Below are 25529 nucleotides of genomic sequence, written 5' to 3'. Positions count from 1 at the left end.
CGAGAATTACCTGGAGCAATCCGTGGAGAGGTCATGCTGTAGTATGATTTCTAATTGCACAAAGTGTTCTTGGGGCGATTCCCTACCGGATAGCTTTGCTTCACGCAATTTTCTCACATTTGTAGCTTAGCGACTACTATTGATTCAACAGTGTCCGCAATCTTTTAGAGCCAATCACTAGAAATTGCGACCTGATTTGTCACAATACTTAAGAACACTGAACGTGCAGTTTAAATTAGAGGTTATAGGCTAATGGCGCAGCGGAACGTATACTCGTCAAAGGACGAGCCAGAGGATGCACAATCAGCAGAAGAAGTTCTCCACTCAGTAATGCAAGAACTGGACGCTTTGCATCAAAATGTCAAAGGCCAGTTAAATCAAGACATTACTCGGCTGCAAACTGAAAAAAATCACCTGATTGAAGATATTGAAGACCTCCGGGAGCAATATCGCAAATTGCAGTCTCAGCAAATGGAATCTCTGTCTGGACGATACATTCAGCAGCAGCAATTGTGGCTGAAGCAGTTGGCTCAAGTTTTGGCTCACAATTTGCAGGATTTGTTGGTGCAGCGGTTCAACGAACTCAGCGCTAACTCGGGAAATTCTCTCAGCAGCCCGATTCCCAGCGGCGAGTTCCCGATACCCCTGCCGCCGAGCAACTACGACGAACGGGCCTCGCAGTTGCTGGCGGCGCTGGATGAAAGGATCGATCGCAGTTTCCAGATGCTGGAACAAGATTTAACCAGTTACGAAAGCGAGCTTTCCGTGCGGCTCAACAACATGAAAACCCTGGAACTGCAAGGGGAAGAGCTGTTACAAAATCTCGTAAACCGCATCAGGGAAGAACTCGAAGAAGAAGAAGAATATCTTGAGAATCCTTTCGATGCTCAAGATTCCTATGTCGAGGAATCAACTAATTCTGTTAATTCTGTCCGCCCGCAACTTCTGCAGCCAACACCTGTGGAAACGCCGCGAGAACCCGTGCCACAGCCTTCTTCAGCGCCACCGACGGCACCCGCTAAAGTAGCTTCTCAAGTGCAGACAGGTTTGGTGCTGGCTTTGTCTTCGGCGGTGGTATTGTCGCTATTTAATGTTTGTTTGAGAATTCTGATTAAAAGCAAAAATCCTCGGATGGTTTTTGGGTTGTTTGAATTTCCGGGGGTGGTGACTCCAGGTTTTGGAAACTCTTTGTTGATTTTGTTGATGCGGCTGATCGTGGTGATGGCTTTGATGCCGATATTGGCGACATTTCTGTATCCTTCTGTGTGGAAAGATATTAGGCGGTTGTTCCAGTCGGGCGATCGAGCTTTGTGGAGTAAAGTTTTAGGAAGCGCATTTTTTCTGTTTTTGTCTCAGGTTTTGATTTATTTGGCGATCGGCAATATTCCAGCCGGGATTGCGATTACGATTTTCTTTATTTACCCGATCGTCACCGTACTGGGTTCTTGGATCTTGTTTGGCTCTCGTCCCAGCACAGTCGGCTTTTTGGCGATAGTCGGGATTACCGCAGGTTTGATTTTAGCTGGGTGGCCGAGTTTTGCGGCCCCAGCTCCAGGCGGTGGCAATGTCGGGGTGGGAGTCACGGCTGCACTGGCTTCTGGGATTACCTTTGCAGGTTACGTATTGCTGACCCAAATGGCCGCGGGCAAGTTGCACCCAATTCCTTTTAGTTTAGTTAATTTCGCCGCAATTTTTGTATTTTCCGCCCTGAGTTTGTGGGTGCCGCTGTCGGACAATTTTGCTCCTAAAATCGACCAAAATGTTTGGCCTGGTTTGATTGTGGGAGGCGTTGTTTTAGGGGTGCTGACGCTGTTTAGCTATCTTTTGAATAATTTTGCCATCCGCTTTGCGGGGGCCGCCTTAGCGTCAGTAATTGGCACTTTGGGGCCGGCAATGACCGCACTCTTCGGGTTTCTAATTATCAATGAGAAGTTGCAGCCTGTGGCAATTCTCGGCATGGCTGTGGTGACGTTGAGCGTGGCTGCTATGAGTGTGGAACGCATAATGGCTCCTCAGAAGAAGGCTAGTTAAGGCTTCAATTTGGGCGCTCGTCCATTCCCAAACCCGGTTTCTTCAAGAAACCGGGTTTCTGCATGGCGAGACAAGATCGATAGGCTTATTGCATAAATCTTTGATTAATAGGGAAACCGTAGAGGCATTTCAAGATAGGAGAAGGAATGCCTACAATTGGAGTCTAAACAACAGAAAGAACCACTCGAAAACCCACAATACTAGCCTTGCAATCCGGCTGATATCTGAGGCGACACGCGCTGCGACAATTCGGAGGATGATCGTTCCAAGAACCCCCCCGCAACAACCTCAGCGATGAGTCCCCGTCAGACTCCCAAACGCTACCATCAGCAGGCGCACCGTTATAATTATTGTGCCAAGAATCCGCGCACCATTCCCAAACATTTCCGTGGAAATCGTACAATCCGAAAGCATTAGGTTTAAAACTGCCAACATCTGTCGTTTGAAAGCGATAAATTCCCTTCGGCGCTTCAGCGTAATTAGAACTTCCGTTGTAATTTGCTAAGTCGCTGGTAATCGTTTCCCCAAAGTGAAACGGTGTCATAGTTTCTCCCCGGCAAGCATATTCCCATTGGGCTTCGCTAGGCAAGCAATAATTATGACCAGTTTTGCGAGAAAGTCGATCGCAAAACTCCACAGCCTCGTACCAAGATACATTTTCTACAGGTCGATTTGCACCTTTAAAACGGGCAGCATCGGGATTGAGAAATATTTTAATTTCCGGCAGCGCTGCAACTTCTGTCCACTGGGCCTGAGTGACTGGAAATTTGCCAATATAGAAAGATGCTAAAGTGACTGGATGCTGGGGTTTTTCGTCGCTGTCACCCCGATTTTTTGGGGAACCCATGAGGAAAGTACCGCCAGGAACAGATACCATTTCCAGCACTGTACTGCTACCAAGATGTTCTTCAAAAAAACGCGCTTTGCCAATGTTAACATTAGTTGGCTTTCCGCGCTTGTCTACTGTCACCACCTGAAATTCAAAAGTGCTTTTGACCGCGGCAATTCTCTGCAATGCCTTGTTATGAGGCGGATTGGTGCGGAATTTTCCTCTGCTATTGACAGAGATATTGCTGTTGATTTGCCCGCTTTGATTGAGCGGGGTATTGATGGCAAGTTGTCCTCCCTTTGTCCGAAAAGAATTTAGAGCAAGTTGTCCTCCATTGGCACAATGGGGTTGGGGAGGTAAAGAATAGAGATTTAAAGCTTTGATTACTTCATCAGCAGATTGATATCTATTTTTGAGATAATCTTGAATTAATTTGTCTAAAACATTTGCCAACTCGCTGCTGACTTTTGTGCCGGCTGGCAACCGTTCTCTCCAAATCCAGCCGCCGTTGATCGGGTCATAAAGGTCATCGGAACCGTCAATTTTTGGCAAGCATTGAGTTAGCAGTCTCAGGCAAGTTATTCCCAAACTGTACAAATCGCTTCCGGGGAAAACTTGACCGCGCATTTGTTCTATCGGCGAATATCCGGGCGTTCCTACCGTCGTGCCTACTTTGCTCATCAGGGAGCCCGTCACTTGTTTGGAAATGCCGAAATCTATCAAAACTAACTCTCCCCGCCCTCCCCTTCGGAAAGCTGAATTCCGAAAATTTCCCGCCTTTGGCAGGGAGGAGTTAACAGAGGTGCGGCGCCGCATGATATTCTCAAGTTTGATGTCTCGGTGAATGACCTGGCGATCGTGCACAAATTTCAAAATCGGCAAAATATCTGCCAGTAACTGCCAAATTTTTTCTTCGCTAAAAACACCCTGCTGAGTTAATTCTGCTAGTAAAGTTTGTCCCTCAATCAACTCTTGTACTAAATAAAGTCGCTTGTCTTGTTCAAAATAAGCAATTAATCGAGGAATTTGGGGATGTTCGCCGAGTTCGTAAAGTCGTTTCGCTTCTTCTTTAAACAATTGTGCGGCTTTTTCAAGTGCTGAGGTTCCTTGAAATTGGGGTACAAACTGCTTAATTACGCAGGGATCGTCAATGCGATCCGTATCTACCGCTTCATAAGTTCTGCCAAATCCCCCTTCGCCCAAAAGTCGAATCACGCGGTAGCGGTTTCTAAAGAGAGGCGTGAGGCCTTGCGATCCGCAACTTTGACAAAATTTAGAGTTGTCGGGATTGAAAGGATGAGAACACGTGGGATTAGAACAGTAGAACATATCTGGGAAGAAATGATCCGGTTAAGGTTATGATATATCTTTTTGGCGCCCTTATGGAATACTAACAATTAATAATTGGTTATTGACAATTGACGGTAGGGAGGGCATTACCCGCCGCTTCTGTCGCCCCAAAGGAGAAAGTAGAAGGCAGAATTTAAAACGTCAATTAATCCAAAGAAAGCGATTTGAGGGCCAAAAATGCCAGCGCGATCGACCGATTTTAGCAACCCGCTTAGGATCGTCAATTAAATAATTTCCCTTTTTTCTTGTGGGATGGGCGTCCCGCCCGTCCTTTCTGGGCAGGCGGGACGCCCATCCCACAACAGTCATGAAAAGTGGATTTTATTTAATTCTCATCCCTTACCGCCGATATTCGTCTGGGGATCTTGGTAATTGCTTTACAGGGGCCAGTATAGTACAACTTGGCGATCGCCCAACCAAAAAGCATCGCACTCAAAGGACTATCGGGCTAGAAACTAAGAAAGCAATTTCCATAAACCATTCAATTGCTTCATGGGGGCGTAAGAACTCTACAAGCTCGATCGCCCTTAAATGCGATCGGGGAATTTCAACCTAAAATGTCATATTTTTGCTGCTTTCACCAATTTTGGAGTTCCGCTAAATAACTTTATTTTTGAATATTTTGACCACTAAAATAAGTAATAAAAATAGACCACAGCATGATACTGACACTATTGTTTCGGTGATATTTGGTGATATAAATATGATAAATCCCTCATCTTTAATTAAGGCAGAGAAGCTGGAGACACAAAATGGCATGAGATATAACCTGAATGCCTGCCAATGATCTCTTTTGCCTTTACTAGAAGAAACACTTAGCATCAGACCCGTACCGATTACAGCACTTATACCAATAGAATTGAGCCATATCTTGACCGCAGGATCAAAATGAAAACAAACTACTATAATATACCAAATGAGATAGCACCAAAGAATAGCTTTATCTAATTTGATTTCGTAAAGATACTGAATCAACCCTTTCATGGCTCTAAAAATGCTTTGATTTTTTCAATTGTATTGATGAATACAACCCGGTGGATTGAATAATTAGGGATGGATAGCCAAAGAGCCTTCTAACGAGACAAAGCGGTTATTTTTAGCGACCAACCATGTCGCTCAAACATTTTGCCGAGTCCTTTGCCAGAAACATATTTCGCCTTAATCTTCATGATTAATCTATAATAGCTATCTGAACAGGATTTTAGCGCATCGCTTCAAAACTTGCTCCGGCGCGATCGCTCTACTGGTAATTTTAAAGTATTGGGTATTGCGATCGCGACCTAACGACTTGCTTTAGTGGTAGACCGCCCCGCAAGACCCCAAACATACACGCAGAAACAGGGCCGGCTTTCCGCTGCACGCTCATTGTTCGGCGACTGTTGATAACTTCTACCTCATTTGAGCGAAGTTAATTAATTGTGCCAAAGTAAATAAGTGCTGCGCGGATCGCGATGAACCACACCGCGAGCGTGGCAAATAGGTAGAGGTAGAACCGAAGTATGATGAGATTGAATGTGCAATGGACAGCACTATGCAATGTGCGAAACACAACGAAGACCCACGCGGCGTTCACATACACTGTATCTACCTGCTTTGTGATGAACAGATATAGGACAAGCGCATAGAAAAGTACCGGAATCTCGAAGAGGTTTTTTAAGTTATCCGATGGATTGGATACGCTGGGGGGCGAAATTTGTGCCAGTGCGCCCGGTACAGCAAGTTCATTCGGGGCGAGCTTTATACTGGTGATAAAACTGATACGGCGGATGTACATATACACCCAGACTATGAGTGTTAGAAACACTGTGGCAAAGAAGGGACTGAAAATTGCATCTTGCGTCATTTATACCTCTCAAATTTGATTGTTTTGATAGTTGCTGGACGATAAAGTGCGCGATATGTGATGTACAAGGCTTGAAGAAACATAGAGTAACGTAAATCCAATTAGAGGATGAAGTATCTCTAGGTGAAGAGGACTTTTGAGATGAATGCTGGCAAATTGTAGTCCAAGCAGCACTGGCAAACTGGCGGCGAGATGTCGTATTCTACGTGAGAATGGGGCGAGAAACGACCATCCCAGTAATACTAATGACAGCCCACTGTACCCTCGCACTAGCCAAACATGAATATTCCACCATGCAGGATTATGGAAGTAGGCAACTCCAACCGTTAATAACTGAGCAATCAAGCAGACATTAAAGATGATTGAAGTCACATAAAAGCTGATGAGTATCCCACGTGTGGGAGTGCGATCAGGCTCGGTTTCCAAACTTGTTGTCATGTCAAGTTGCTTTTGAGATTACAAGGGTAATATAATTCGAGTATTGCAATGCTTCTAGACCTCGATCGGGTACTCTTTTTGACAATCAAGCAATTTGGTTACAAGCGCCCGGATTCATCCGTGGGGTCAAATCTAAAATCTAAAATCTAAAATCTAAAATCTAAAATCGGTTGACACCATGACGATGAAAAGTCCCTTGCAGCTTTTATTTGAAGCGATCGACCAGGTGAAGGATGAACAAGAGCTGCGATCGCAAATCGTGCCCAAAATCGGTGAGTATTTTGCAGCTAAACGATCTGGAATCTTTTTCTTCGATCGACTTCCTTTAGCAGATAGCAATTTTCAGAAAACATTAAAAGTTGCGCTATCGATCGAACATAATCCTGTTGCACGTTATTTAGTGGAGCGCCATGCTCCTGTCCATGAAGCATTAGTGACATCATCACCCAAGGTTTGGACAATAATTTGTCCCCGCCCCGATCATTGGCACGTGATGGCGGGGCCGATTGTCAGTCGCGGTCAATTAATGGGTGTAGTGGGTTGTACGCGCGATCGGTCAATGCCCGCCTTTGATGCACAAAATCTAGCGGATTTGAGTGCCATCTGTTTGCATTTGTCTGTTTGGGCTGCAACAGTGCGCGAAGCTAAGCTATCCGGTAGGGCATCGCAACACCAACCTTTCAAGAGCTCACGCCTAACGCCTCGTGAATTGCAAATTGCCGAATTGGTTGCTTTGGGGCGAACCAACGCAGGAATCGGGAGGGAACTTTGGATTACTGAGAACTCAGTGAAGCAAGCTTTGAAGCGAATGTTCCGTAAGCTTGAGGTTTCGTCTCGTGCAGAAATGGTTGCACAGCTTTCACCGACAAAATATAATTTGCCAAGTGTAAAAAGCTCTCCATCCAACTTGATGCAGAACACCCACCAATAAACTTAACGCTAGAAACCCTGAGAGCTATCGCATTGAATTGAAGGGCGATCGCTCTACTGGTATTTTTAATATATTGAGTATTGCGATCGCTTATCGTCGCCACTCCTTCAGTCGATCAACGCTCGTTTACAAACATCAAGTCCTTGAGTTAAGCATTGTTCTCGCCACTGGCGAGATCTGGGTGCAAACATTTCTACCAAATGGTTTTTTGTCCATTCATAGTTCTGGTCTGACTTACCCCACCAGTAAGCGCGATTCTCCGCCCGCAATGCCTTCAATACTTTAATCGTTGAGTAAGTGCCAAATTCTGCAGTTAGTAAATCATAGCGACACTCTGGTAGAAGAGCTTGGCACCAAGTTTTTAATCCACCGCGAATTGGATATGACACACCTTCTGTATTGTTCGGTTCTATTGTTTCTGCTCCAAATCGTTGAGCTAGTCTTGAACAAGATTCTGATGTTGCAGATCCGTCAAACAAAAGCTTATAAGTTCCCCAGCGCCCTAAACCTGTGTGGAAATCAATATGCACTACCTCAGAAGCATTACCAATCCATTGGGGCAAATTGCTAGCTAGAATCTCTTGAGTTTTGGATGGAGCATGACCGCCAAAAAACAGCCCCTTTGGAAAATCGTATTGCCCTACAGGAAAAGTGTTTTTCAAACTCGTCATTCCATATCTCAAAATTAGCCAAAGAGCTTGAAAAATATAAGGTTCAAAGCGTGATGGCGACGACGTTGGATTTAGAAAGGAATTGAATTTAGGATAATGCTTTGGGCTGCCATCAAAAAATTCTTCAGATAATAAAAAGTTACGGTTTAAGTCTATGTTGTTTTCATTCCAACGTCGTCGCCATGCAAAACCATAAGGATTCAGAGCATGAATAAATATCACCTTAAAATCAGGTGACAACGATCTGAGAAGTTGGTGATTTTCTAACAAGGTAAGTTGAATTGCAGAGCCCAGAAAGCCTTCTACTCCATGCAAGCCACTAGAAATGACTACACATCGTCGTGGGTTGGAAGAACCACCGATAGCCACATCAATAGTTAATTCTTCACCAGTTGGACTAACCCGATCGATTGGATAGGCAGTGTGCTGATAACCGACAGATGAAGATGCTGCTCGAAATCGCTCTCGTGCCGTAATGTAGTTGGGTGAAAATGCTTCTGAATAGCTCATAAATCTTGATTGCCCACCAGTAAGCTTACAACTATGCTTCAACAAATAACTCAGAGCTTATAACTATTAATTATACTGTAGTTGCTGTCTAACACTTCGATCGCCCAAACCAATATCACACTACCCATAGGACAATAAGGCTAGAAACTCAGAGAGCGATCGCACCGAATTAAAGAGCGGTCGCCCCCAGGTAATTTTGAAGTATTGGGTTTTGCGATCGAGTGTGGGAGACTACCATTCATCAAATGAATGATTAAATATTATTTTGTAGTTTGGGGCAGCAATTGATTTAGTGCACCACACAAGTATCGCTTCACCGTGTCTTTACTTGCACCCACCCCACTGGGAAGGGTAAAGATCATCTCAACATTTAATAGATTGCCGTCCATTGAGGCAAATACATCAATTGGCAAAGCACGTTGAAATGCTGTGGCGGGATTTTCAGCTTTCATTACACCTAAGTTCATATCCGTGCTGAGAGTCTTGATTCCCTCGCGGGCCAAAATTGGTCGTAATTGGGAAAATGCTCTCTCTATCGATAACCCCTCAACCTGAACACGTGCAGAAAAGGCGGCACCATTCAAAAAGTCCCCCTTTTTTTGAAAGCTTTCCTCACAGGTTGTGGCAACAGCGGGGGTAGCTAAACATATGAGAGCTAGAGTCAAGACAAGTGATCGCATATTAGCTTACTTATAATAATGAAACAATCATCAAGATCGTGATGCACCATTATAGGATAATTTGGCAAGTAATGCAAATGCCTTCGATGGTTTTTAGTATGAGTTGCAGTCCGGTTAGTATTCGCTGTTATTCTAGCAACTAGAAGAATTAAGGGTAAAGACTAAAAGGGCGATCGTACTGAATAGAAAATCGATTTAATCTGTGGTGACATTTAAATTGTCTCTCAAAATAATTAAAGTCTTGTGGGGATTAGGGTCTGGGCATCCCTCCCGCCCTGAATATACAATTTAAATGCGTGACAGCTTAAGGCTGGATGCTCATTTCTCAACAACATTTCGCTCACTTAATGTAGGTTTGTTTGTAGCTCATCTAAAGTTATCCGGGAGAATTGGCTCTCTCAAAAATCGGTAATATAGGCTACAGATAAACCAGTCTCATGCTCTTCCGATCGACCGGACTGAAGGTTCTGATTAAGTTAAACTTAAACAGCTTGACTTCCAAGCAAAATCGAATCAAACTAAGTTTAGCATCTATCAACCACTCTACGTAAAATCATTTAGATAGACGCTCCATGACACCAGCTAGAGATCCAGCAATATTAGTATATCCAATACGGCTCTCCAAAAGTCTAGCATTTGGATATTTCGCAATCACATAATCCGCAGCGTGTAAACCATTTTCATCAACTTTATAGTCGCCTGTTTTTTTATCAATGATGACCATCTTGCCAACATTTTCTTCTAAGTCAATTTAGGGGTGGAGGCTGCTTTCATACAAATGTTTCGCACGACGCGGGACTTCTGCACGACTCACAAGGATTATATACATACATTCCATTTTTGGTAATTTTTGATACTGGTACGGAAGTAACCTGTATTACGAGAATTCACCATGTTTCTGGAGCGAGTTGTTAGGTTTTATCTGCGTGATACATAGTCAGTGGCGCTGCAAGTTTGGCAGCAGCGTCGGGAGAACGAGTATTTGCTGGTTCCGATCTGGGATCGCCTTTAACTTATTTCATAATTGCATCTTGCTCGCTTACAGACTAGGTGTTCAACTTAGCGATGATCGGACGCTCAAGTAACTAAGTTCTGGCTAGCACACTCTTACAATAGACCTATTAAAAAAGTACGCAAGGCGATCGCGAGCTGTACACTGTTAAAATCAACGATCGCACCCGGTCGAATTGCTGCAAATATGTTGTAGTACGATATATAATCCTAAGTTAGAATAATTCAGGCTCAGACACATAATCAGCTACTGGGATGTAAAAAACCTAAAGTCTCAAAAAACTTGAAGCCTCTGTGCCGAGTACGTCCAGAGAACTTTAAACAAATGCTTTAGGTAGTGCGATCGCATAATGTATCTGGATGTGCTTGTCCAAGCCCCAATTCTTGCTTCTCCAACTCCAGCAGAGGTATTATAATTATAATTAAACATTAGATCGTGATGCACATTAGTATTTAATGAGCGGAGAAAATATTGGCATTTGCTAACAAGCTCATTCCCTGCTCGTTTGAATTTTCCCAACAGACCCTCCAACATCGCTGTCTCATATTCCCATCCATCAATTCCACATCCGAATAATCGAACTAATCGAAAAAACGAATATGAAAACCACGCTGCCCGGTTACAAACTCTTATCGTTGCCCCTTCATGAAGGGGTCAATACAGTTATTTATCGCGGCGTTAGGGAGTCCGAGCTAACTCCGGTTATAGTAAAAACCCTTAAAGCCGAGTATCCCACAATAGAAGAAATCGCGCGGTTGAGGCATGAATATAAAATCCTCGCAACTCTGGACATGGCAGGGATTGTCAAAGCTCACTCTTTGGAAAAGCATAATAACGGTCTGGCGCTAATATTAGAAGATTTTGGGGGAAAATCTCTGAAAAACCTAATGGTAGCTAAACACCTTGAAATAAGCGAATTTCTAAGTCTGGCAATTCATTTAGCCGAGACCCTAGCTCAACTGCATGAAAATAAGATTATCCATAAAGATATTAAACCCCAGAATATCATTATCAACTCCAAAACAGATAAAATTAAAATCATAGATTTTAGCATTTCCACTTACCTAGAGCGAGAAAACCAGATCCTCAGCAATCCCAACTTGCTAGAAGGCACCCTTGCCTATATGTCCCCAGAGCAAACCGGGCGGATGAATCGCTCAATTGACTACCGCACCGACTTTTACTCATTAGGTGTCACTTTTTATGAAATTCTGACTGGAAAGCTGCCGCATCAAGCCAGCGACCCCCTGGAATTAATTCACTGCCATATCGCTAAAAGACCAGTGCCACCCCATGAGCATATCGCTGAGATTCCCCAAGCGATTTCTGACATCGTAATGAAATTATTAGCCAAAACCGCTGAAGACAGATACCAAAGCGCCCTGGGGCTAAAAGCTGACCTAGAAATGTGCCGTCATCAACTGCAAACCCATGGGAAAATTGGCAAATTCTCAATCGGTAAGAGGGATAAATTTGGGCAATTTCTTATCCCGCAAAAACTCTATGGCCGCGAGCAAGAAGTAGCCACTTTGATGGAAGCCTTTGAGCGAGTCTCCGGCGGAAACAGCGAAATGATGCTAGTGAGCGGCTACTCAGGAATTGGCAAATCTTCCTTAGTGAATGAAGTTCAAAAACCCATTCTCCGGCAGCGCGGCTATTTTATATCTGGTAAATTTGACCAATTAAAGCGAAATATTCCTTATGCTTCTTTGATTCAAGCTTTCGCCGGCTTGATGCGGCATCTGTTAACAGAAAGTTCGGAAAAACTAGCGATTTGGAAACAGCAACTTTTAGAAGCTTTAGGCTCAAATGGCCAAGTCATAGTAGATGTCATTCCCGAAGTCGAACTGATTGTCGGGCCTCAAGGAGCGGTTCCGCAATTGGGGTCATCTGAATCCGAGAATCGCTTTAATCGCGTGTTTAAAGAATTCATTCATATATTTACTAAACCCTCACACCCGCTCGTCGTCTTTTTGGATGACTTACAGTGGGCAGATTCGGCATCGCTCAAGTTGATTCATCTGCTTATTTGTGACCCGGACAGCCAATATTTACTGCTGATGGGAGCCTATCGAGATAACGAAGTAAGTCCGACGCATCCGTTGATGCTGACGTTGGATGAGATTCAAAAAAATGGGGCGGTTGTAAATAATATCACTCTCCATCCTTTGGATATTGGCAACGTCAGCTTGCTGGTAGCCGATACCCTGAATGAGTCTTCTGTTCCTAGAAACCGGGTTTCTGAATTGGCCGAGCTACTTTTCAATAAAACCCAGGGCAATCCTTTCTTCTTGACTCAGATGTTCGCTACTCTGCATCAAGAAAAGCTATTGACCTTTGATTTCAGTGCTGGGTGCTGGCATTGGTCATTGAACCAAATTCAAGCGGTAGGCATCACGGATTATAATGTCGTCGAACTGATTGCCCGAAATATTCAAAAACTACCGGAGGAGACACAGGATGTCTTAAAATTAGCAGCCTGTATAGGAGACAAATTTAATTTAGACGTTCTGGCTATTGTCAAGGAAAAATCTCAGTCGGAAACGGCAACTGATTTGTGGGAAGCACTTCAGGCTGGCTTGGTTTTGCCCCTGAGCGAAGCCTACAAAATCCCTCTCGTTTTTACCTCCGATGAAATGAGCAGGGAAGTAAAGGAGAGAATAGCTTTAGATTCTCCTCTGCTATCATCCTCACCTGCCCCTTGGCCTTACAGCCATAACGCGCCTATCGCTTACAAATTTCTCCATGACCGCGTGCAGCAAGCGGCGTATTCTCTTATTCCGGAATCTCAGAAACAACAAACCCACTTTAAAATTGGTGAACTGCTACTAGAGCATACTCCAGCAGAGGAGATTGAAGAAAATATCTTTGAGATTGTCAATCAGTTAAATGTTGGGGCTGACTTCATCACCAATCAGGCAAAAAAAGATCGTCTAGCCCGATTAAATTTGATAGCAGGCAAAAAAGCTAAGGCAGCAACAGCTTATGAAACTTCCGCCAGACAACTACGGGTCGGGCTAAAACTCCTCAGAGAAGATAGCTGGGAAACTCAGTATGACCTGACGTTTTCTCTGTATGCAGAAGCGGCGGCGGTGGAATTTCTAAATATTAACTTCGAGCAAGCAAAAATGCTGTCTGAGGAGGCTCTCAAGCACGCGAAAACTCTGCTCGAAAAAGTCAAAGTTTATGAAATCCAAATGCAGTTTTATTCCTTGCAAAACCAGATGCAAGTCGCGTTAGATATCGGGCTGCAAGTTCTGGGTATGCTGGGTGTCTCCCTTTGTCCAGAGCCTCCACAAGAGATGAATACTGAGGCATTAGCTCATCTGCCAGAAATGACGGATCTCAATAAGCGGGTTGCTATGGGGATATTATGGAAATCCGCCCCTCTTGCTCATCATGTGACTCCTGCCTTATTTCCCGAATTCCCATTTACAATGATTCATCTTTGTATTCAATATGGTAATTCACCCCAAGCTGCTTCCGGCTATGGGATTTATGGCTTATTTTTGTGCGGGCCTCTGGGTGAAATTGAGGTAGGATATCGATTTGGACAGCTAGCTTTAAATTTGTTGGCTCGATTTGATGCCAAGGAAATCAAATCTCACGTCTATGTAGTTTTTAATGCTCATATTAGACACTGGAAAGAGCATGGGAAAGAAACCTTAGCACCATTGCTTGAGGGCATTAAAAGCGGTTTGGAAACAGGAGATTTAGAATATGTTGGTTATAATTCTATCTACTATTGCGATCATATACTTTTTACAGGCCAACCGCTGGAGTTTGTGGCTCAGAAGCAGGCGCAATACCTTAATTTACTTCTCAATCTTAAACAAGATTCCCATATTCGTTATTTAAAAACATGGAGAGTAATGGTATTACAATTACTCGCCGCCCCTGAAGAAGAATATATGATAAAAGGCGAAGTTTTGAATGAAGAAGAAATCCTGCAACAGTCAATTGCCGACAATAAACATATGTTTATTTTTGTTGCTCACCTGACAAAATTAATTCGATTTTACTTGTTGAAAGATTACGCTCAGTCAGTGAAAAGCGCCCGCGAATCAGAAAAATACAAAGAAGGTGTACCTGGGCTGATGAGTAGTGTCGAACACAATTTCTATTATTCTATGGCTCTGCTAGCTCAATATTCAGAAGTTCCCAGCAGCGAACAAGAAGAATTTTTGAAGCAAGTGGCGAAAAATCAGGAAAAAATGCAGGAATGGGCTGTACATGGGCCGATGAATTATCAACACAAGTACGAGTTAGTGGAGGCAGAAAAAGCACGAGTCTTAGGAAAAATTGGCAAAGCGATGGAGTATTATGACGCTAGCATTCAAGGAGCCAGAGAACAGGGATACATTCAGGAAGAAGCCCTAGCTAATGAACGCGCTGCCGAGTTTTATTTCTCTCGCGGCCGGGAGAAGATAGCGGAGATTTATTTGACGGATGCTTACTATGGCTATGTTCGCTGGGGAGCGAAGGCAAAAGTGCAGGATTTATTAGAAGAATATCCTGAATTTTTCTCGCGAATACTGACTAAAGAAGCCCCCAGCTTCGACGTATCGCGGACGACCAGCTCGACGACTACGGGGAGTTTTGCAGCACTGGATTTCACCTCTGTGATGAAATCTTCTCAAGCTATTTCTGGCGAAATTGTTCTGGAAAGTCTGCTTTCTAAGTTATTGAAAATTGCGATGGAGAATGCTGGGGCTGAAAAAAGCTACTTAATTTTAGAAAAAGATGGTCAACTGGTGGTAGAAGGCACGGCAAGCATAGATAATGATGAGGTCCTAGTGCTGCAATCCACCCCGATAGAAACTACTCAGAAATTGCCATTTTCTATTCTCAATTATGTGGCTAGAACTCAGCAAAATGTGGTCTTAAATGATGCCAGTCGGGAGGGACTTTTTACCATGGATAGCTATATCGTCAATGCCCAACCGAAGTCGATTTTATGTATGCCAGTCGTTTATAAAGGAAAGCTCATTGGTCTGCTTTACTTGGAAAATAATCTGACAAGGAGTGCGTTTACTCCCGATCGCCTGGAAGTTTTAACCGTGCTCTGTTCTCAAGCGGCGATTTCCCTGGAAAATGCCCGACTCTATGCCAATTTGTCTGAGGCGACTGACAACCTGAAACAAGCCAATGAGCAATTAGAAGATTACAGCCGGACTTTAGAACATAAAGTGGAAGAGAGGACGCAGGAATTAAAGGAAAAAAATCTGCTACTGAGCCAGGAAATTCGCGATCGCGTGCAGATAGAGCAAGCTCTGCGAATATCAGAAGCGCAATTAAAAAAACAAGCCGAACAATTAGAGCTTTCTTTCCAAGAACTCAAGCGCACCCAGACCCAGTTAATTCAGACGGAGAAAATGTCCTCCCTCGGACAGATGGTGGCCGGGGTGGCCCACGAAATTAATAACCCGATTAACTTCATATATGGCAACCTGAGTCACGTTAGGACATACAGTGAAGACATACTAGGACTGGTGAAACTCTATCAAGAACAATACCCCTATCCTACAGCAGCGATTGTTGAGGATATTGAGGCAATCGAATTAGATTTCTTGATGGAAGACTTACCCAAAGTGCTGGATTCGATGAAGGTGGGGGCAGACCGAATTCGCGAAATAGTCCTCTCCCTGCGAAACTTCTCGCGACTGGATGAAGCGGAAATGAAAGAGGTCGATATCCATGAGGGCATCGATAACAGCCTACTGATTTTGCAGCACCGACTGCAAGCTAAATTAGACCAGCCTGCTATTCAAATAATTAAAGAGTACGGCCCGCTGCCGCTGGTGGAGTGCTATGCCGGCCAACTGAACCAGGTGTTTGTAAATTTACTGGCGAATGCGATTGACACTCTCAATGACCAAAGGGGGCCGCGCACGATCGCAATTCGCACCTCAGTGGGGTATGGGGAAGAAGAAAAATCCCCGATTTCCCATCCCCCCCTTGCCGAAAGCTCTACAATTTCTTCGGTTGAGGTGAATTCCCACAACCTCGCCCCGACCCGGAAAAGTCCCCAATTTGTTGTGATTCGCATTTGCGACAATGGCCCCGGTATGACAGAGGAAGTGAATCGGCGGTTGTTCGACCCGTTCTTCACTACGAAACCCGTAGGGAAGGGCACGGGTCTGGGGCTGTCAATCAGCTACCAGATTGTGGTAGAAAAACACAGCGGACAGTTGAAGTGTGTTTCTCGTCCCGGTGAGGGGGCAGAGTTCATCATTCAGATTCCTATTCGACAGGCTTATCAAAAATTGGCTTTGCAAAGCCAAACCTGATGAGTTGTTGTTATTGGTATTTCCATTCGTCTCTCTACAGGACTAAGTTGGAGGTATAGAATGCGATCGCTTGCATTAGATTTCAACCGGGGAATCTAGCACTCACACTTCACCGTCCAAGGATTGGTCGTACCCGCAATCTCTCTTCAGTTCCAATTAGAATCTCCAACGATTAGCCTTTATTTGATTACAACCTGTAGCTTATAAGGACTTACGCTTCAGGGGGTAAGATTGTGAGTCCATATTTGGGTGCAGTCGCTAGCAGTTTATCGATCGCGGCTCGATCGGGCACAGGTGGATTGAGCGGATCGGCTACAGGTCTCCCAACTTCAGCAAAAAACATCTCCAAACCAGCAGGTGTTATCCAACACAACATTCGCGCTCGCGCCGTTCCAGTATTTTTTAAACTGTGTTTTTGTCCCCTGGGAGAATGTAAGAACGTACCGGGTGTTGCCAAAATAGTTTGGTCATCTAAGCGAAACTCGACTTCACCCTCAAGAACGTAAAACGCTTCATCTTCACGGCTATGAATATGGGGAGGCGTACCGACATCAGGATTACATAAAATCTCAATCAGCGCATATTGCCCCTGAGTGTTCTGCCCCAATGCCTTGAACGTGACAGCATCACCGGCAACTGTCAAAACATCGCCTTCGTGAGGCATCATGACTATTCCTTGTTGGTTTAGAGTCATCTGAGCTCCTCGTTTCTGCTATACGAGCGGTGTACAAGTAGAGTTTTCGATTTGAATTTAGTGGAATTACCGCCTAGCTTTGGGGCTATTTGAATTACCACTTCACTCATAAGAACGGGCGATCGCATTAAGTTGAAGTATACAATGCGCGAGCTTTCATCAACACATCTGCACTTAGAGTTTCTTGAAGTATCTGGCGACTGGAAATAGCTCGAAGCCCACCTTTTCATAGGTGTAACGGGCTCTTTCATGGCCAGGATCGCCCCCTGTCTCAACCATAGCAATAGACATCCCCGCATCTTTCATCCAACCGAGAGCGAATTCTATCAAAGCACTACCAATGCCGCGGCCTTGAAAGTCTGGATCGACAGCAACCATGTAGATTTCACCCATGCTGTCCTCTGAGTGTAGTTTCACGGCTACAAAGCCCACAGTAGAAGCGGCATCGATCGCAACCCATACATTTGTGTCTTCCGCAGCACAGACATCCTCCACAGCTTTTTGCTGGCTCACACGCCAATGATTCGGATAGAATGCCTGGTACACATCAGCGTTCATCGCCTTCTGAATCGAATCAAAGACCGGAGTCCAGGCCCGAAGCGAAAGACGAATAACAGCATCAAGGTGGCAAGGGTTGTAGGGTTCAATTTGCATTCCCACATGAACTCCAGTTAACTCTGAAAGCTGGCGTTGCTTAATAGAGGTATGAATTCAAGATTTCCCAATAGCTATAAGCCCGCTTGAGGGTGAGTTTTGTAACTTCAAGCGAAAAGTTGATTCATACGCCAGAATCAGCAAAGCCCAAAGTTCGATCGTAGCTTAGTCGGCTGCAAGTGCTGTGTGCGCTCAATAGTGGTGCTAAAAATGTCAATAAATCTAACTATCTGGACGCTTATAATTCATCACCAAATCCAACCGGGATAAAGAACTTGTCGCTGATTCCCGCACATAAGAATCCACCGATTCATCATTCGCAAATGTGGTCAGAACTTCTACACAACGTCGATCGCCCACAGAAGCAAGAGCATTCACGATCGCCACTTGTACCGCCACATTATCCGTTGTATTCAGCGACTCCACCAAAATCTCAAAAGCAGAGGAACCCATCTGCCCCAAGGCCATCACAGAAGCAATATTAACCACAGGATTCGGATCGTCGATCGCCTTTTTTAATCCCTGCAAGCCCGCTTCAGGAAACGGCAAATCTGGATAATTAATCGCAATTTGTGCCAATACCTTCGCCGCACTCCCTCGCACAGTCACATTATCACTGTTTAACAATGCCTCAACCACCGATGGTACGGCATCTTCACCAATCACGCCCAAGGCTTTTACCGCCGCCCGACGATAGGTGACATCTTCTTCATCTAAAATGCCCACCAGTCGAGAAATTGTATTTTCATCGCGGGAATCGGCAATTTCAAACATTGCCCGATCGCGCAGATGAGGATTCGGGTGTTTTAGTTGTTCAAACAAAGCATCTGTTGTCATGGTTTTGGTGGTTTTAGGTGTTGTAATTTAAGCTTAATTAAGATATTACATTTCTCAGGTAGGGACACGGCAGTGCCGTGTCCCTACAGATACCGGACACGCCACTGCCGTGTCCCTACAGCTATAATTCGGATGTTACAGAAGTATGAGCATCTACTTTAGCTCGAACTAACCAATCTTGGTCGGCAGCAGCAATTTCATAACCGCTGACATCACCAAGTTTTTCTAGTGCCATTAATGCAGCATACTTCAAATCCCAGATTTTAGTTTCCAGACAGGCTTTCAATTCTGGAATAGCACGCTGTTCTCCCAGTTCCCCCAGGGCGATCGCCGCCGCTGCACGGGATTTCTGAAACTGGGGTTGGGAGTGATGCAAAGCTTCCAATAACAAATCGTAGGCTGGAGAATGTTTTAACCAACCAAACAATTTGACCACATGAAAATGCGCTCCATAGTCATTATTTGCTTCTTCAGCAAAGGTCGCAAACAGGGCGGCTGGTGCATCCTCTGAGTAATTTTCAAGTATCGTTTTAGCTGCTAAATAGCAACGTCCAAAATCTGTTTCGTATAATTGGCGAATCAAAAACGGTAAGTCTGGTAATTTTTCGTAACTGTGCACTAAATCTAAATCCCCTGGATAGTCTCTTAAGGTTTGTTCCAAATGGGGTTTAATGGTAGCAAATGTCAGGGATTTGTCGGCAATTCCTGCTTCTGCTAACATCCTAATTCCTCTGAGCCTAAAGACTAAAGATACCGGACATCTAGCAATATTTGGAATTGCATGGTAGTAACGCGCATCTATCAAATCCTGAATAGATAATCTGCGCCCAAGGACATTTTTGTGTTGCAACATCGCGACAACTTTTCCCATTTCAGAAAAGTCTCTGGTTAAGCGACAAATTGCGGCGATCGCAGCACTAGCAGTCGGCGGGTCAGTATCATCGACAAACCTGCGAATTCTGGCTACGGCTGGCTGATAATCTAATTTAGTTAGGGTGTGGATAATTACCCGGTAGGTTTGTCCCGGTTTGTCCAGCAATTGAGCAACTTCTGCTAAAATATCCGGATCTTGAGTGCCAATTTCGCCGATCGCCCAAACTGCATTTTCCACCGTGTAGCAGTCATCATCGGCCAGACAGGTGCGAATCACCGGCAATGCTTGCACAGCTTGCAGTCTTCCTAATGTTTCCACCGATTTGCGGCGCACAATCCGGTTTTCGAGCACCGGATCGGTTTGTTGTACTGCTCGCATCAGTGCTGCGATAGATCGATCTGTTGAGAAATTGATCAAGTGGGAAGCAGCTATGTAGCGGGAATCCTCTTCGCCGATTTGGGCTTGGGGCGTATCTAAAAGTGCGATCGCCTGGTCTTCCGTTAAATTAAAAAAACTAAAAAAGCGTTTATCCATAAAATTAGCAGTCTGCAATAACTATAATATGATATGCCTATTAAAATACAATAACAAGCCTAGGAATTCTTTACCCTTACCTCACCAAAATTGGTAAAGCAATGAGCCAAGAGTTCCTAGACTTGTCGGGGTATCAACTACCCACTTGCGACATTACAAACCTGCCAATTAATTAGGACAGGGAGTTGATCGCGTAGTCGAGGAGAGCATTGTACTCGGTCAAAGCTTGAGCGGACATATCGCGAGGAGCGCAACCGCGATTGCGAGCAAAGCTTAATGCTTCAACGTAAGGAGCAGTCGGCAAGCCCAAAGCACGATAAACTTCGCGTTGACCAGCAATACCCCATTCGTCCAGAGGGCCTGTGCCGCCAACAACTAAGCAGTATTGGACCAAGCGCAGGTAGTGCTTGATGTCACGATGGCATTTTGCTTTGAAAGTATCGGTGGAGTTAGCTTGACCGGATTCGTTCAAGTAAGGATACTTTTTGATGCAAGCATCATAAGCTTCTTTAGCAACTGCGTCGAGGTTGTTGCCTAGTTTTTCTGCAGCTTCTAAACGAGCAGCAGAGCGTTGAATAGAACCTTGAACTGATTCTAAATCTGAGGTGCTAGGGAAGCGGCCTGCTGCATCAGCAGAGGCAATAGCTGTGGTGAGAACTGATTTCATTTCCTAAAACTCCTAAAGTGATTTTGATGACAGTGAGCGTAGTTTCAATTTTGCTGAGCCAATTGCGATTAGCAATGGACTAGCTCAGTGCAGAAATGATGCGATCGAAGTAGCTGGAAGCTTCAGCAACGAGGCTAGCACAACGATCTTCTACTACAGGACTGCCCATTTTGCGGAGCTTAGCACCAGCAAATTTTTCGCTAGGATTGTCTTGGATGTGAGCAGCGGCTTGAGCCTTCATGATTTGAACGGCACGCACGGTGGAGGTGGTGGGCACGCCCAAAGCTGCGTAGGTTTCTTTCAAACCATTCAAGCAACGGTCATCAAGAACAGAAGCATCACCAGCCAACAAAGCGTAGGTTACATAGCGCAAAATGATTTCTGCATCGCGCAAGCAAGCAGCCATGCGGCGGTTAGGATAGCAGTTACCACCAGCTTGAATCAAGCCTTGGTTTTCGCAGATCATACCGGCAACAGCATCAGAAACCATGCAGCTAGCATTGCTGGCGATCGCGTTTACAGCATCCAAGCGTCGGTTGCCGTTGGCAACGAAAGCTCTCAGGGCACTAATATCACCGACGGTGGAGGTGCTGGCATCGGCTGCAACTACAGCTCTTGAAAAAGCGTCAAGCATTGAGTTCTCCTTAACTTAGAAAAATTATTTCTGATCTCAGTTGGTCAACTTGGTGACGAACTTAATGGTTTTGAATATATCTCTGGGGTGTTGCCTCTGTCTCATTCCTGAGAAACAAAGTAACAATTTGTTACTTTTGTCGCTAAAAGCACTTTTTTTTCGTGGACAGGGGCGCAAAAAGTGGAGTTCTGAAGACAAGAATATTTTGGCTCTTGCCCCTGTACAATATTTTCCATGAACCATATTAAGCAGTTTGTTGAAAATTCTCTAGGACGGTGGCGATCCCAGCGCAGCGCCCATCATTTGACTTTCAGACACTTTGAAGCTGTGCAGTCAGTCATTGATATCGTTGCTATCTCACCGGGCGATCGGGCAGTAATGGAACTCTGTCAATTGTATAATGTTGACCCATCCAAAGCAGTAATGCCTTTTCAAATGAGTTGGGAGGGTGAGTCAGATTGGGATGAAAATTCTGAGGTTAAGGGGAGTTGTATTCTTGTACCAATCCCAGATCCAAATGTACCTAATCGAGGTAAGTTATTACGAGATCAAGGTTATGCTGAAACTATTGCCGCAGCAGGTGACTATCACATCACAGAGGATGGAACTTTTGTGCTTTTGACTAGCTACGAACACGCCGCAGCGGAAGAAAAAATCTGGTTTGCTAATCCTAATTTACGGTTTCGTGTTTCCCTAATTAAAACCAGTGGAGGAAGTGGGGTAGTAACGGCATCATTTTCCTCAGAGATTCGTTCGCTGTCAGGGAATTAGTGAATTGCTAATTGCTATTAATCAACTTTATTCTACCTTCTTCTTAGCATATGAATTCAGTTAAAAGCAATGATTTAATCACTTTAGCTCAGTGGATGGCTGGGGATTTTAGTAACTATCAACAATCCTTTGATAACCCACAACAATTTGCCCATATTCGGATATTTTTTCGTCCCTTACCCTTTGAATTTTTCAATGCCATTGGCTTTTACTCTGAACAGGTTTACGACCACGATCTGTGGACTCCCTATCGTCAGGGAGTTCATCGCTTAGTTGACCAGGGAGATCGGATTTATATTGAAAATTATAGCCTCCAAGACCCCATACAGTACGCCGGAGCAGCACGAGAATTAAGCATTCTCAAAACTATTAAACCAGATAGTCTGCAACGACGCTATCACTGTTCCATGATTTTTAAACGAGACGGCGAAATGTTTCGAGGCCGTGTGGAACCTGGAAACCTTTGTCTCATCGAAAAAAGAGGTTGTTCCACCTACCTAGTCAGTGATGTCGAGATTACAGAAACAACTTGGAGGAGCCTCGATCGAGGTCTGGACGTAAATACCCATCAACAGGTTTGGGGGTCTGCTTTTGGCTCTCTACAGTTTGAAAAGCGTCAAAGTTTTGCCACTGAGTTACCTCACATCTTATAACTTATCGGCTTAATAATTTCAAGTCACATTCGCCATATATTACAATGTTGTATTTTGTAATACAGAATAAATATTGCAATAAAAGACTCCGAACCCAGATTTCAACCTCTTTTTGTAGTACAAATAAGCTCCCCAACCGGATTTTATGTTAAGTTATGTAAAGTTTTTTAATATAACGTCTAAGTATGGTAGTTTCTCATGTAATACAATCGTGGAGAGTTTTTAAATGGTTTTTGGACCTGCATCTCGACTTGGAGTCAGTTTATTTGAAGAAACGCCTCGTTTAGAACTAATTCCAGGACGTTCACAAGAAGAAGTAGAAACCATTATTAATGCCGTTTATCGGCAAGTTTTGGGTAATGCTTACGTCATGGAAAGTGAACGAGCGACGATTCCTGAATCCCAATTCAAAAGTGGTGAATTCAGTGTGCGCGAATTTGTCCGCGCTCTGGCAAAATCAGACGCTTACCGCTCTCGCTTTTTTGATACTTGTCCTCGCTATCGGTTTATTGAACTCAATTTCAAACATCTTCTAGGTCGGGCTCCTGATGGCTTAGAAGAAATGAGGGCACATAGCACCATTCTAGATACTGAAGGCTTCGAGGCTGAAATTGATTCTTACCTCGACAGTGATGAATACCAAAATGCCTACGGGGAAAATATCGTTCCCTATTTCCGAGGCTACAAAACCCAGCCGGGACAAAATATGGTTGGGTTTACTCATATGTTTGCTCTCTTGCGCGGAGCTTCCAGTAGCGACCTCAAGGGCAGTCTTTCTGGAAAAACCCCTGTTCTGAATAAATTCGTGATTCAGCAAACCCCCCTACCCATAGTTCCCCCTTCAGGTGGTGCAGTTGGAGATGGTTGGGCATTCCAAGAGTCTGGTATCAATTCACGGACTCGTGCTGGATTAGGCGCCTCAACAGAAGGCAAAGTTTATCGCATTACTGTGACTGGATATCGTTCTTCAGCAACGACTGTGATGAACCGAGTTTCTAAATTTCGCTCTAGCAATCAAGCCTATCTCGTACCATTTGATAGGCTCTCGCAAGAATATCAACGCATCCACAAACAAGGCGGCGTAATTTCCAGCATCACTGCTGTCAACTAACAACCGCTCAAACTTCTGCCTTAACGACTTGGGGAATTATCTCCCTGAGCGTGTCTTTCGCAATCCCTAATTCTCTGTTTTGAAGCGTTATTTATTCTTAGGAGAAACTCCATGAGCGTCGTTTTAGATGCGCCAGTAGAACTTTGGCCTACCAGCAGCTCAGATGATAAACAGGCAATAATTCGCGCTGTTTACAAGCAAGTATTGGGCAATCCCCATGTCATGGAAAGTGAACGCCTGACTATTGCAGAATCCAAGTTGTGCGATGGCACGATAACGGTACGAGAATTTGTCCGCGCTGTGGCTAAATCTGACTTTTATCGCAGTCGGTATTTTGAATCCTGCGCTCCTTACCGCTTTGTCGAGCTAAACTTCAAACATTTGTTGGGTCGCGCTCCTTTAGCTCAAGAGGAACTTTCTGAGCATATTTGTCGGTGTACGCAAGAAGGCTACGAGGCAGAAATTGATTCTTATCTCGATAGTCCAGAATATCAGGAAAAATTTGGCGAGAATACAGTCCCTTATTATCAAGGGGCAAAAAGTCAAGTCGGACAAAAGCAAGTCGGCTACAATCGCACCCTTTCCCTGTATCAAGGTTATGCAGGAGTTGATAGTGCTTTTACCGCTTCTCGCTTAGTAGATTTTGTGGCTGGTAATAGCGGTAACAAGATTACTTTACCAACGACAGGCGGTCGGATCAGTGCTTACAAAGATGCTACCGAAAAGACATTTAAGATTTTAGTCAAGGGGTCTAAATTTGATAGTCCTCGCCGACTAAGTAACACTGAATATCTTGTATCCGGTGGGAATATGACTCCGCAAATTCAGCGCATTCATCGTGCAGGTGGCAAAATTGTCAGCATCACAGAAGTTGCTTGAGGCATAGAGTGATTAGCGGGTAGAGAAGTAGTAAAAAATTACTTCTCTATCCCTCTCTGAAACAAGCGCGATTTTTATCTTATCACCCTCCCAATTATGAAAGCGATAACGATAAAAACAGATAGTTTTTCTCTGCCTCTATAACAGATGTGTTCGCCTCTGTAAAGCTATTTCAGCCAACAGTAACTTTTTTTACACTCTCAATCAAACTTTAATTAACGTTAGGACAAAAAATGTTCAGTTTAACAGCCGCTTTCGTCAGTGACCCAGCAGAAATGCGCTCCAATGCAACGGAAGACGATTTACAAGTCGTTATTCGTGCTGCTTAGCGACAGGTGTTAGGAAATGCTGACCTGATGGAAAGTCAGCGTCTCACCAGTGCTGACTCATTGCTTCGCAATGGTGATATTACGGTGAGTGAATTTGTCAGACAAGAGGCAAAATCAGACCTGTATCAGTCTCTATTTTTTAACACAAATTCTACCTATCGGTTCATCGAGTTAAACTGCAAGCATTTACTTGTCGCGCTCCTTTAGATTTCCGATCGCGTCCAAATTTGTAACGGTCAAGGCTATCAAGTCGAAATCGATTCTTATATCGATAGTGACGAGTATACCCAGAACTTTGGCGAGAATA

General features: G+C 44.3%; 19 protein-coding genes and 1 pseudogene. 8 read left to right on the top strand and 12 right to left on the bottom strand.

Annotated elements, in window-relative coordinates:
- Window positions 1–252: 252 nt before the first annotated feature.
- A complete protein-coding gene (locus tag QUA33_RS03460; RefSeq protein WP_333146498.1) occupies window positions 253–2031 on the top strand; it encodes a DMT family transporter in 1779 nt (592 codons plus the stop codon).
- A 163-nt stretch (window positions 2032–2194) separates the two neighbouring features.
- Here QUA33_RS03460 and QUA33_RS03455 read toward each other — a convergent pair whose 3' ends face one another.
- The 3 genes from QUA33_RS03455 to QUA33_RS03445 form a co-directional block, all read right to left on the bottom strand.
- On the bottom strand, window positions 2195–4189 hold the full coding sequence (locus tag QUA33_RS03455) for a bifunctional serine/threonine-protein kinase/formylglycine-generating enzyme family protein (RefSeq protein WP_333146496.1): 1995 nt from the start codon (window positions 4187–4189) through the stop codon (window positions 2195–2197).
- Between the two features lie 1429 nt (window positions 4190–5618).
- Window positions 5619–6053, bottom strand: coding sequence for an MAPEG family protein (locus QUA33_RS03450; RefSeq protein WP_333146492.1), 435 nt, complete (start codon window positions 6051–6053; stop codon window positions 5619–5621).
- 9 nt (window positions 6054–6062) lie between these two features.
- A complete protein-coding gene (locus tag QUA33_RS03445) occupies window positions 6063–6491 on the bottom strand; it encodes a DUF6220 domain-containing protein (protein WP_333146490.1) in 429 nt (142 codons plus the stop codon).
- A gap of 178 nt (window positions 6492–6669) precedes the next feature.
- Here QUA33_RS03445 and QUA33_RS03440 point away from each other — a divergent pair, with 178 nt between their 5' ends.
- Complete coding sequence (locus tag QUA33_RS03440; RefSeq protein WP_333146488.1) at window positions 6670–7422, top strand: LuxR C-terminal-related transcriptional regulator; 753 nt, start codon at window positions 6670–6672, stop codon at window positions 7420–7422.
- 107 nt (window positions 7423–7529) lie between these two features.
- Here the strand turns inward: QUA33_RS03440 and QUA33_RS03435 are convergent, their stop codons facing one another.
- The 3 genes from QUA33_RS03435 to QUA33_RS03425 all read right to left on the bottom strand — a co-directional run bounded on the left by QUA33_RS03435 (window position 7530) and on the right by QUA33_RS03425 (window position 10007).
- Entirely contained in the window at window positions 7530–8603 is a 1074-nt protein-coding gene (locus tag QUA33_RS03435; RefSeq protein ID WP_333146486.1) for a M14 family metallopeptidase, read from the bottom strand.
- A 260-nt stretch (window positions 8604–8863) separates the two neighbouring features.
- Complete coding sequence (locus QUA33_RS03430) at window positions 8864–9187, bottom strand: hypothetical protein (protein WP_333146484.1); 324 nt, start codon at window positions 9185–9187, stop codon at window positions 8864–8866.
- A 649-nt stretch (window positions 9188–9836) separates the two neighbouring features.
- Window positions 9837–10007, bottom strand: coding sequence for a hypothetical protein (locus QUA33_RS03425; protein ID WP_333146482.1), 171 nt, complete (start codon window positions 10005–10007; stop codon window positions 9837–9839).
- Window positions 10008–10894: 887 nt separating this feature from the next.
- Here QUA33_RS03425 and QUA33_RS03420 point away from each other — a divergent pair.
- Window positions 10895–16585 carry an AAA family ATPase gene (locus QUA33_RS03420; RefSeq protein ID WP_333146481.1) on the top strand — a complete coding sequence of 1897 codons (5691 nt, stop codon included), beginning with the start codon at window positions 10895–10897 and terminating at the stop codon, window positions 16583–16585.
- 211 nt (window positions 16586–16796) lie between these two features.
- On the opposite strand, the gene QUA33_RS03415 is transcribed toward QUA33_RS03420, so the two are convergent.
- The 6 genes from QUA33_RS03415 to cpeB form a co-directional block, all read right to left on the bottom strand.
- A complete protein-coding gene (locus QUA33_RS03415) occupies window positions 16797–17279 on the bottom strand; it encodes a quercetin 2,3-dioxygenase (RefSeq protein ID WP_333146479.1) in 483 nt (160 codons plus the stop codon).
- 174 nt (window positions 17280–17453) lie between these two features.
- Entirely contained in the window at window positions 17454–17933 is a 480-nt protein-coding gene (locus tag QUA33_RS03410) for a GNAT family N-acetyltransferase (RefSeq protein WP_333146477.1), read from the bottom strand.
- Between the two features lie 222 nt (window positions 17934–18155).
- Window positions 18156–18770 carry a HEAT repeat domain-containing protein gene (locus QUA33_RS03405; protein ID WP_333146475.1) on the bottom strand — a complete coding sequence of 205 codons (615 nt, stop codon included), beginning with the start codon at window positions 18768–18770 and terminating at the stop codon, window positions 18156–18158.
- A gap of 121 nt (window positions 18771–18891) precedes the next feature.
- Window positions 18892–20178 (bottom strand): HEAT repeat domain-containing protein, encoded by a 1287-nt coding sequence (locus QUA33_RS03400; RefSeq protein ID WP_333146473.1) that lies wholly within the window; start codon window positions 20176–20178, stop codon window positions 18892–18894.
- 172 nt (window positions 20179–20350) lie between these two features.
- A complete protein-coding gene (locus tag QUA33_RS03395) occupies window positions 20351–20845 on the bottom strand; it encodes a bleomycin hydrolase (protein WP_333067109.1) in 495 nt (164 codons plus the stop codon).
- Between the two features lie 79 nt (window positions 20846–20924).
- Entirely contained in the window at window positions 20925–21479 is a 555-nt protein-coding gene (cpeB, locus tag QUA33_RS03390; protein WP_333067110.1) for a C-phycoerythrin subunit beta, read from the bottom strand.
- 234 nt (window positions 21480–21713) lie between these two features.
- On the opposite strand from cpeB, the gene QUA33_RS03385 reads away from it, so the two are divergent.
- The 5 genes and pseudogenes from QUA33_RS03385 to QUA33_RS03365 form a co-directional block, all read left to right on the top strand.
- The gene (locus tag QUA33_RS03385; protein ID WP_333146471.1) at window positions 21714–22250 is read left to right on the top strand and encodes a phycobiliprotein lyase; all 537 of its coding nucleotides are present in this window, start codon (window positions 21714–21716) and stop codon (window positions 22248–22250) included.
- A 50-nt stretch (window positions 22251–22300) separates the two neighbouring features.
- Window positions 22301–22903 carry a chromophore lyase CpcT/CpeT gene (locus QUA33_RS03380; protein ID WP_333146469.1) on the top strand — a complete coding sequence of 201 codons (603 nt, stop codon included), beginning with the start codon at window positions 22301–22303 and terminating at the stop codon, window positions 22901–22903.
- Between the two features lie 226 nt (window positions 22904–23129).
- Window positions 23130–24014 carry a phycobilisome linker polypeptide gene (locus tag QUA33_RS03375; protein ID WP_333146467.1) on the top strand — a complete coding sequence of 295 codons (885 nt, stop codon included), beginning with the start codon at window positions 23130–23132 and terminating at the stop codon, window positions 24012–24014.
- A 111-nt stretch (window positions 24015–24125) separates the two neighbouring features.
- Window positions 24126–24893: a phycobilisome rod-core linker polypeptide gene (locus QUA33_RS03370; protein WP_333067114.1), complete on the top strand. Its 768-nt coding sequence runs from the start codon at window positions 24126–24128 to the stop codon at window positions 24891–24893.
- A gap of 356 nt (window positions 24894–25249) precedes the next feature.
- Window positions 25250–25486, top strand: a pseudogene (locus tag QUA33_RS03365) (phycobilisome rod-core linker polypeptide); the annotation flags it as partial.
- Window positions 25487–25529 lie beyond the last annotated feature (43 nt).

The organism is Microcoleus sp. Pol14D4 (assembly GCF_036701245.1).
Lineage (GTDB): Bacteria > Cyanobacteriota > Cyanobacteriia > Cyanobacteriales > Microcoleaceae > Microcoleus.
The sequence above is the reverse complement of the archived record's forward strand: the minus strand, read 5'-3'. Positions and strand labels throughout refer to the sequence as shown.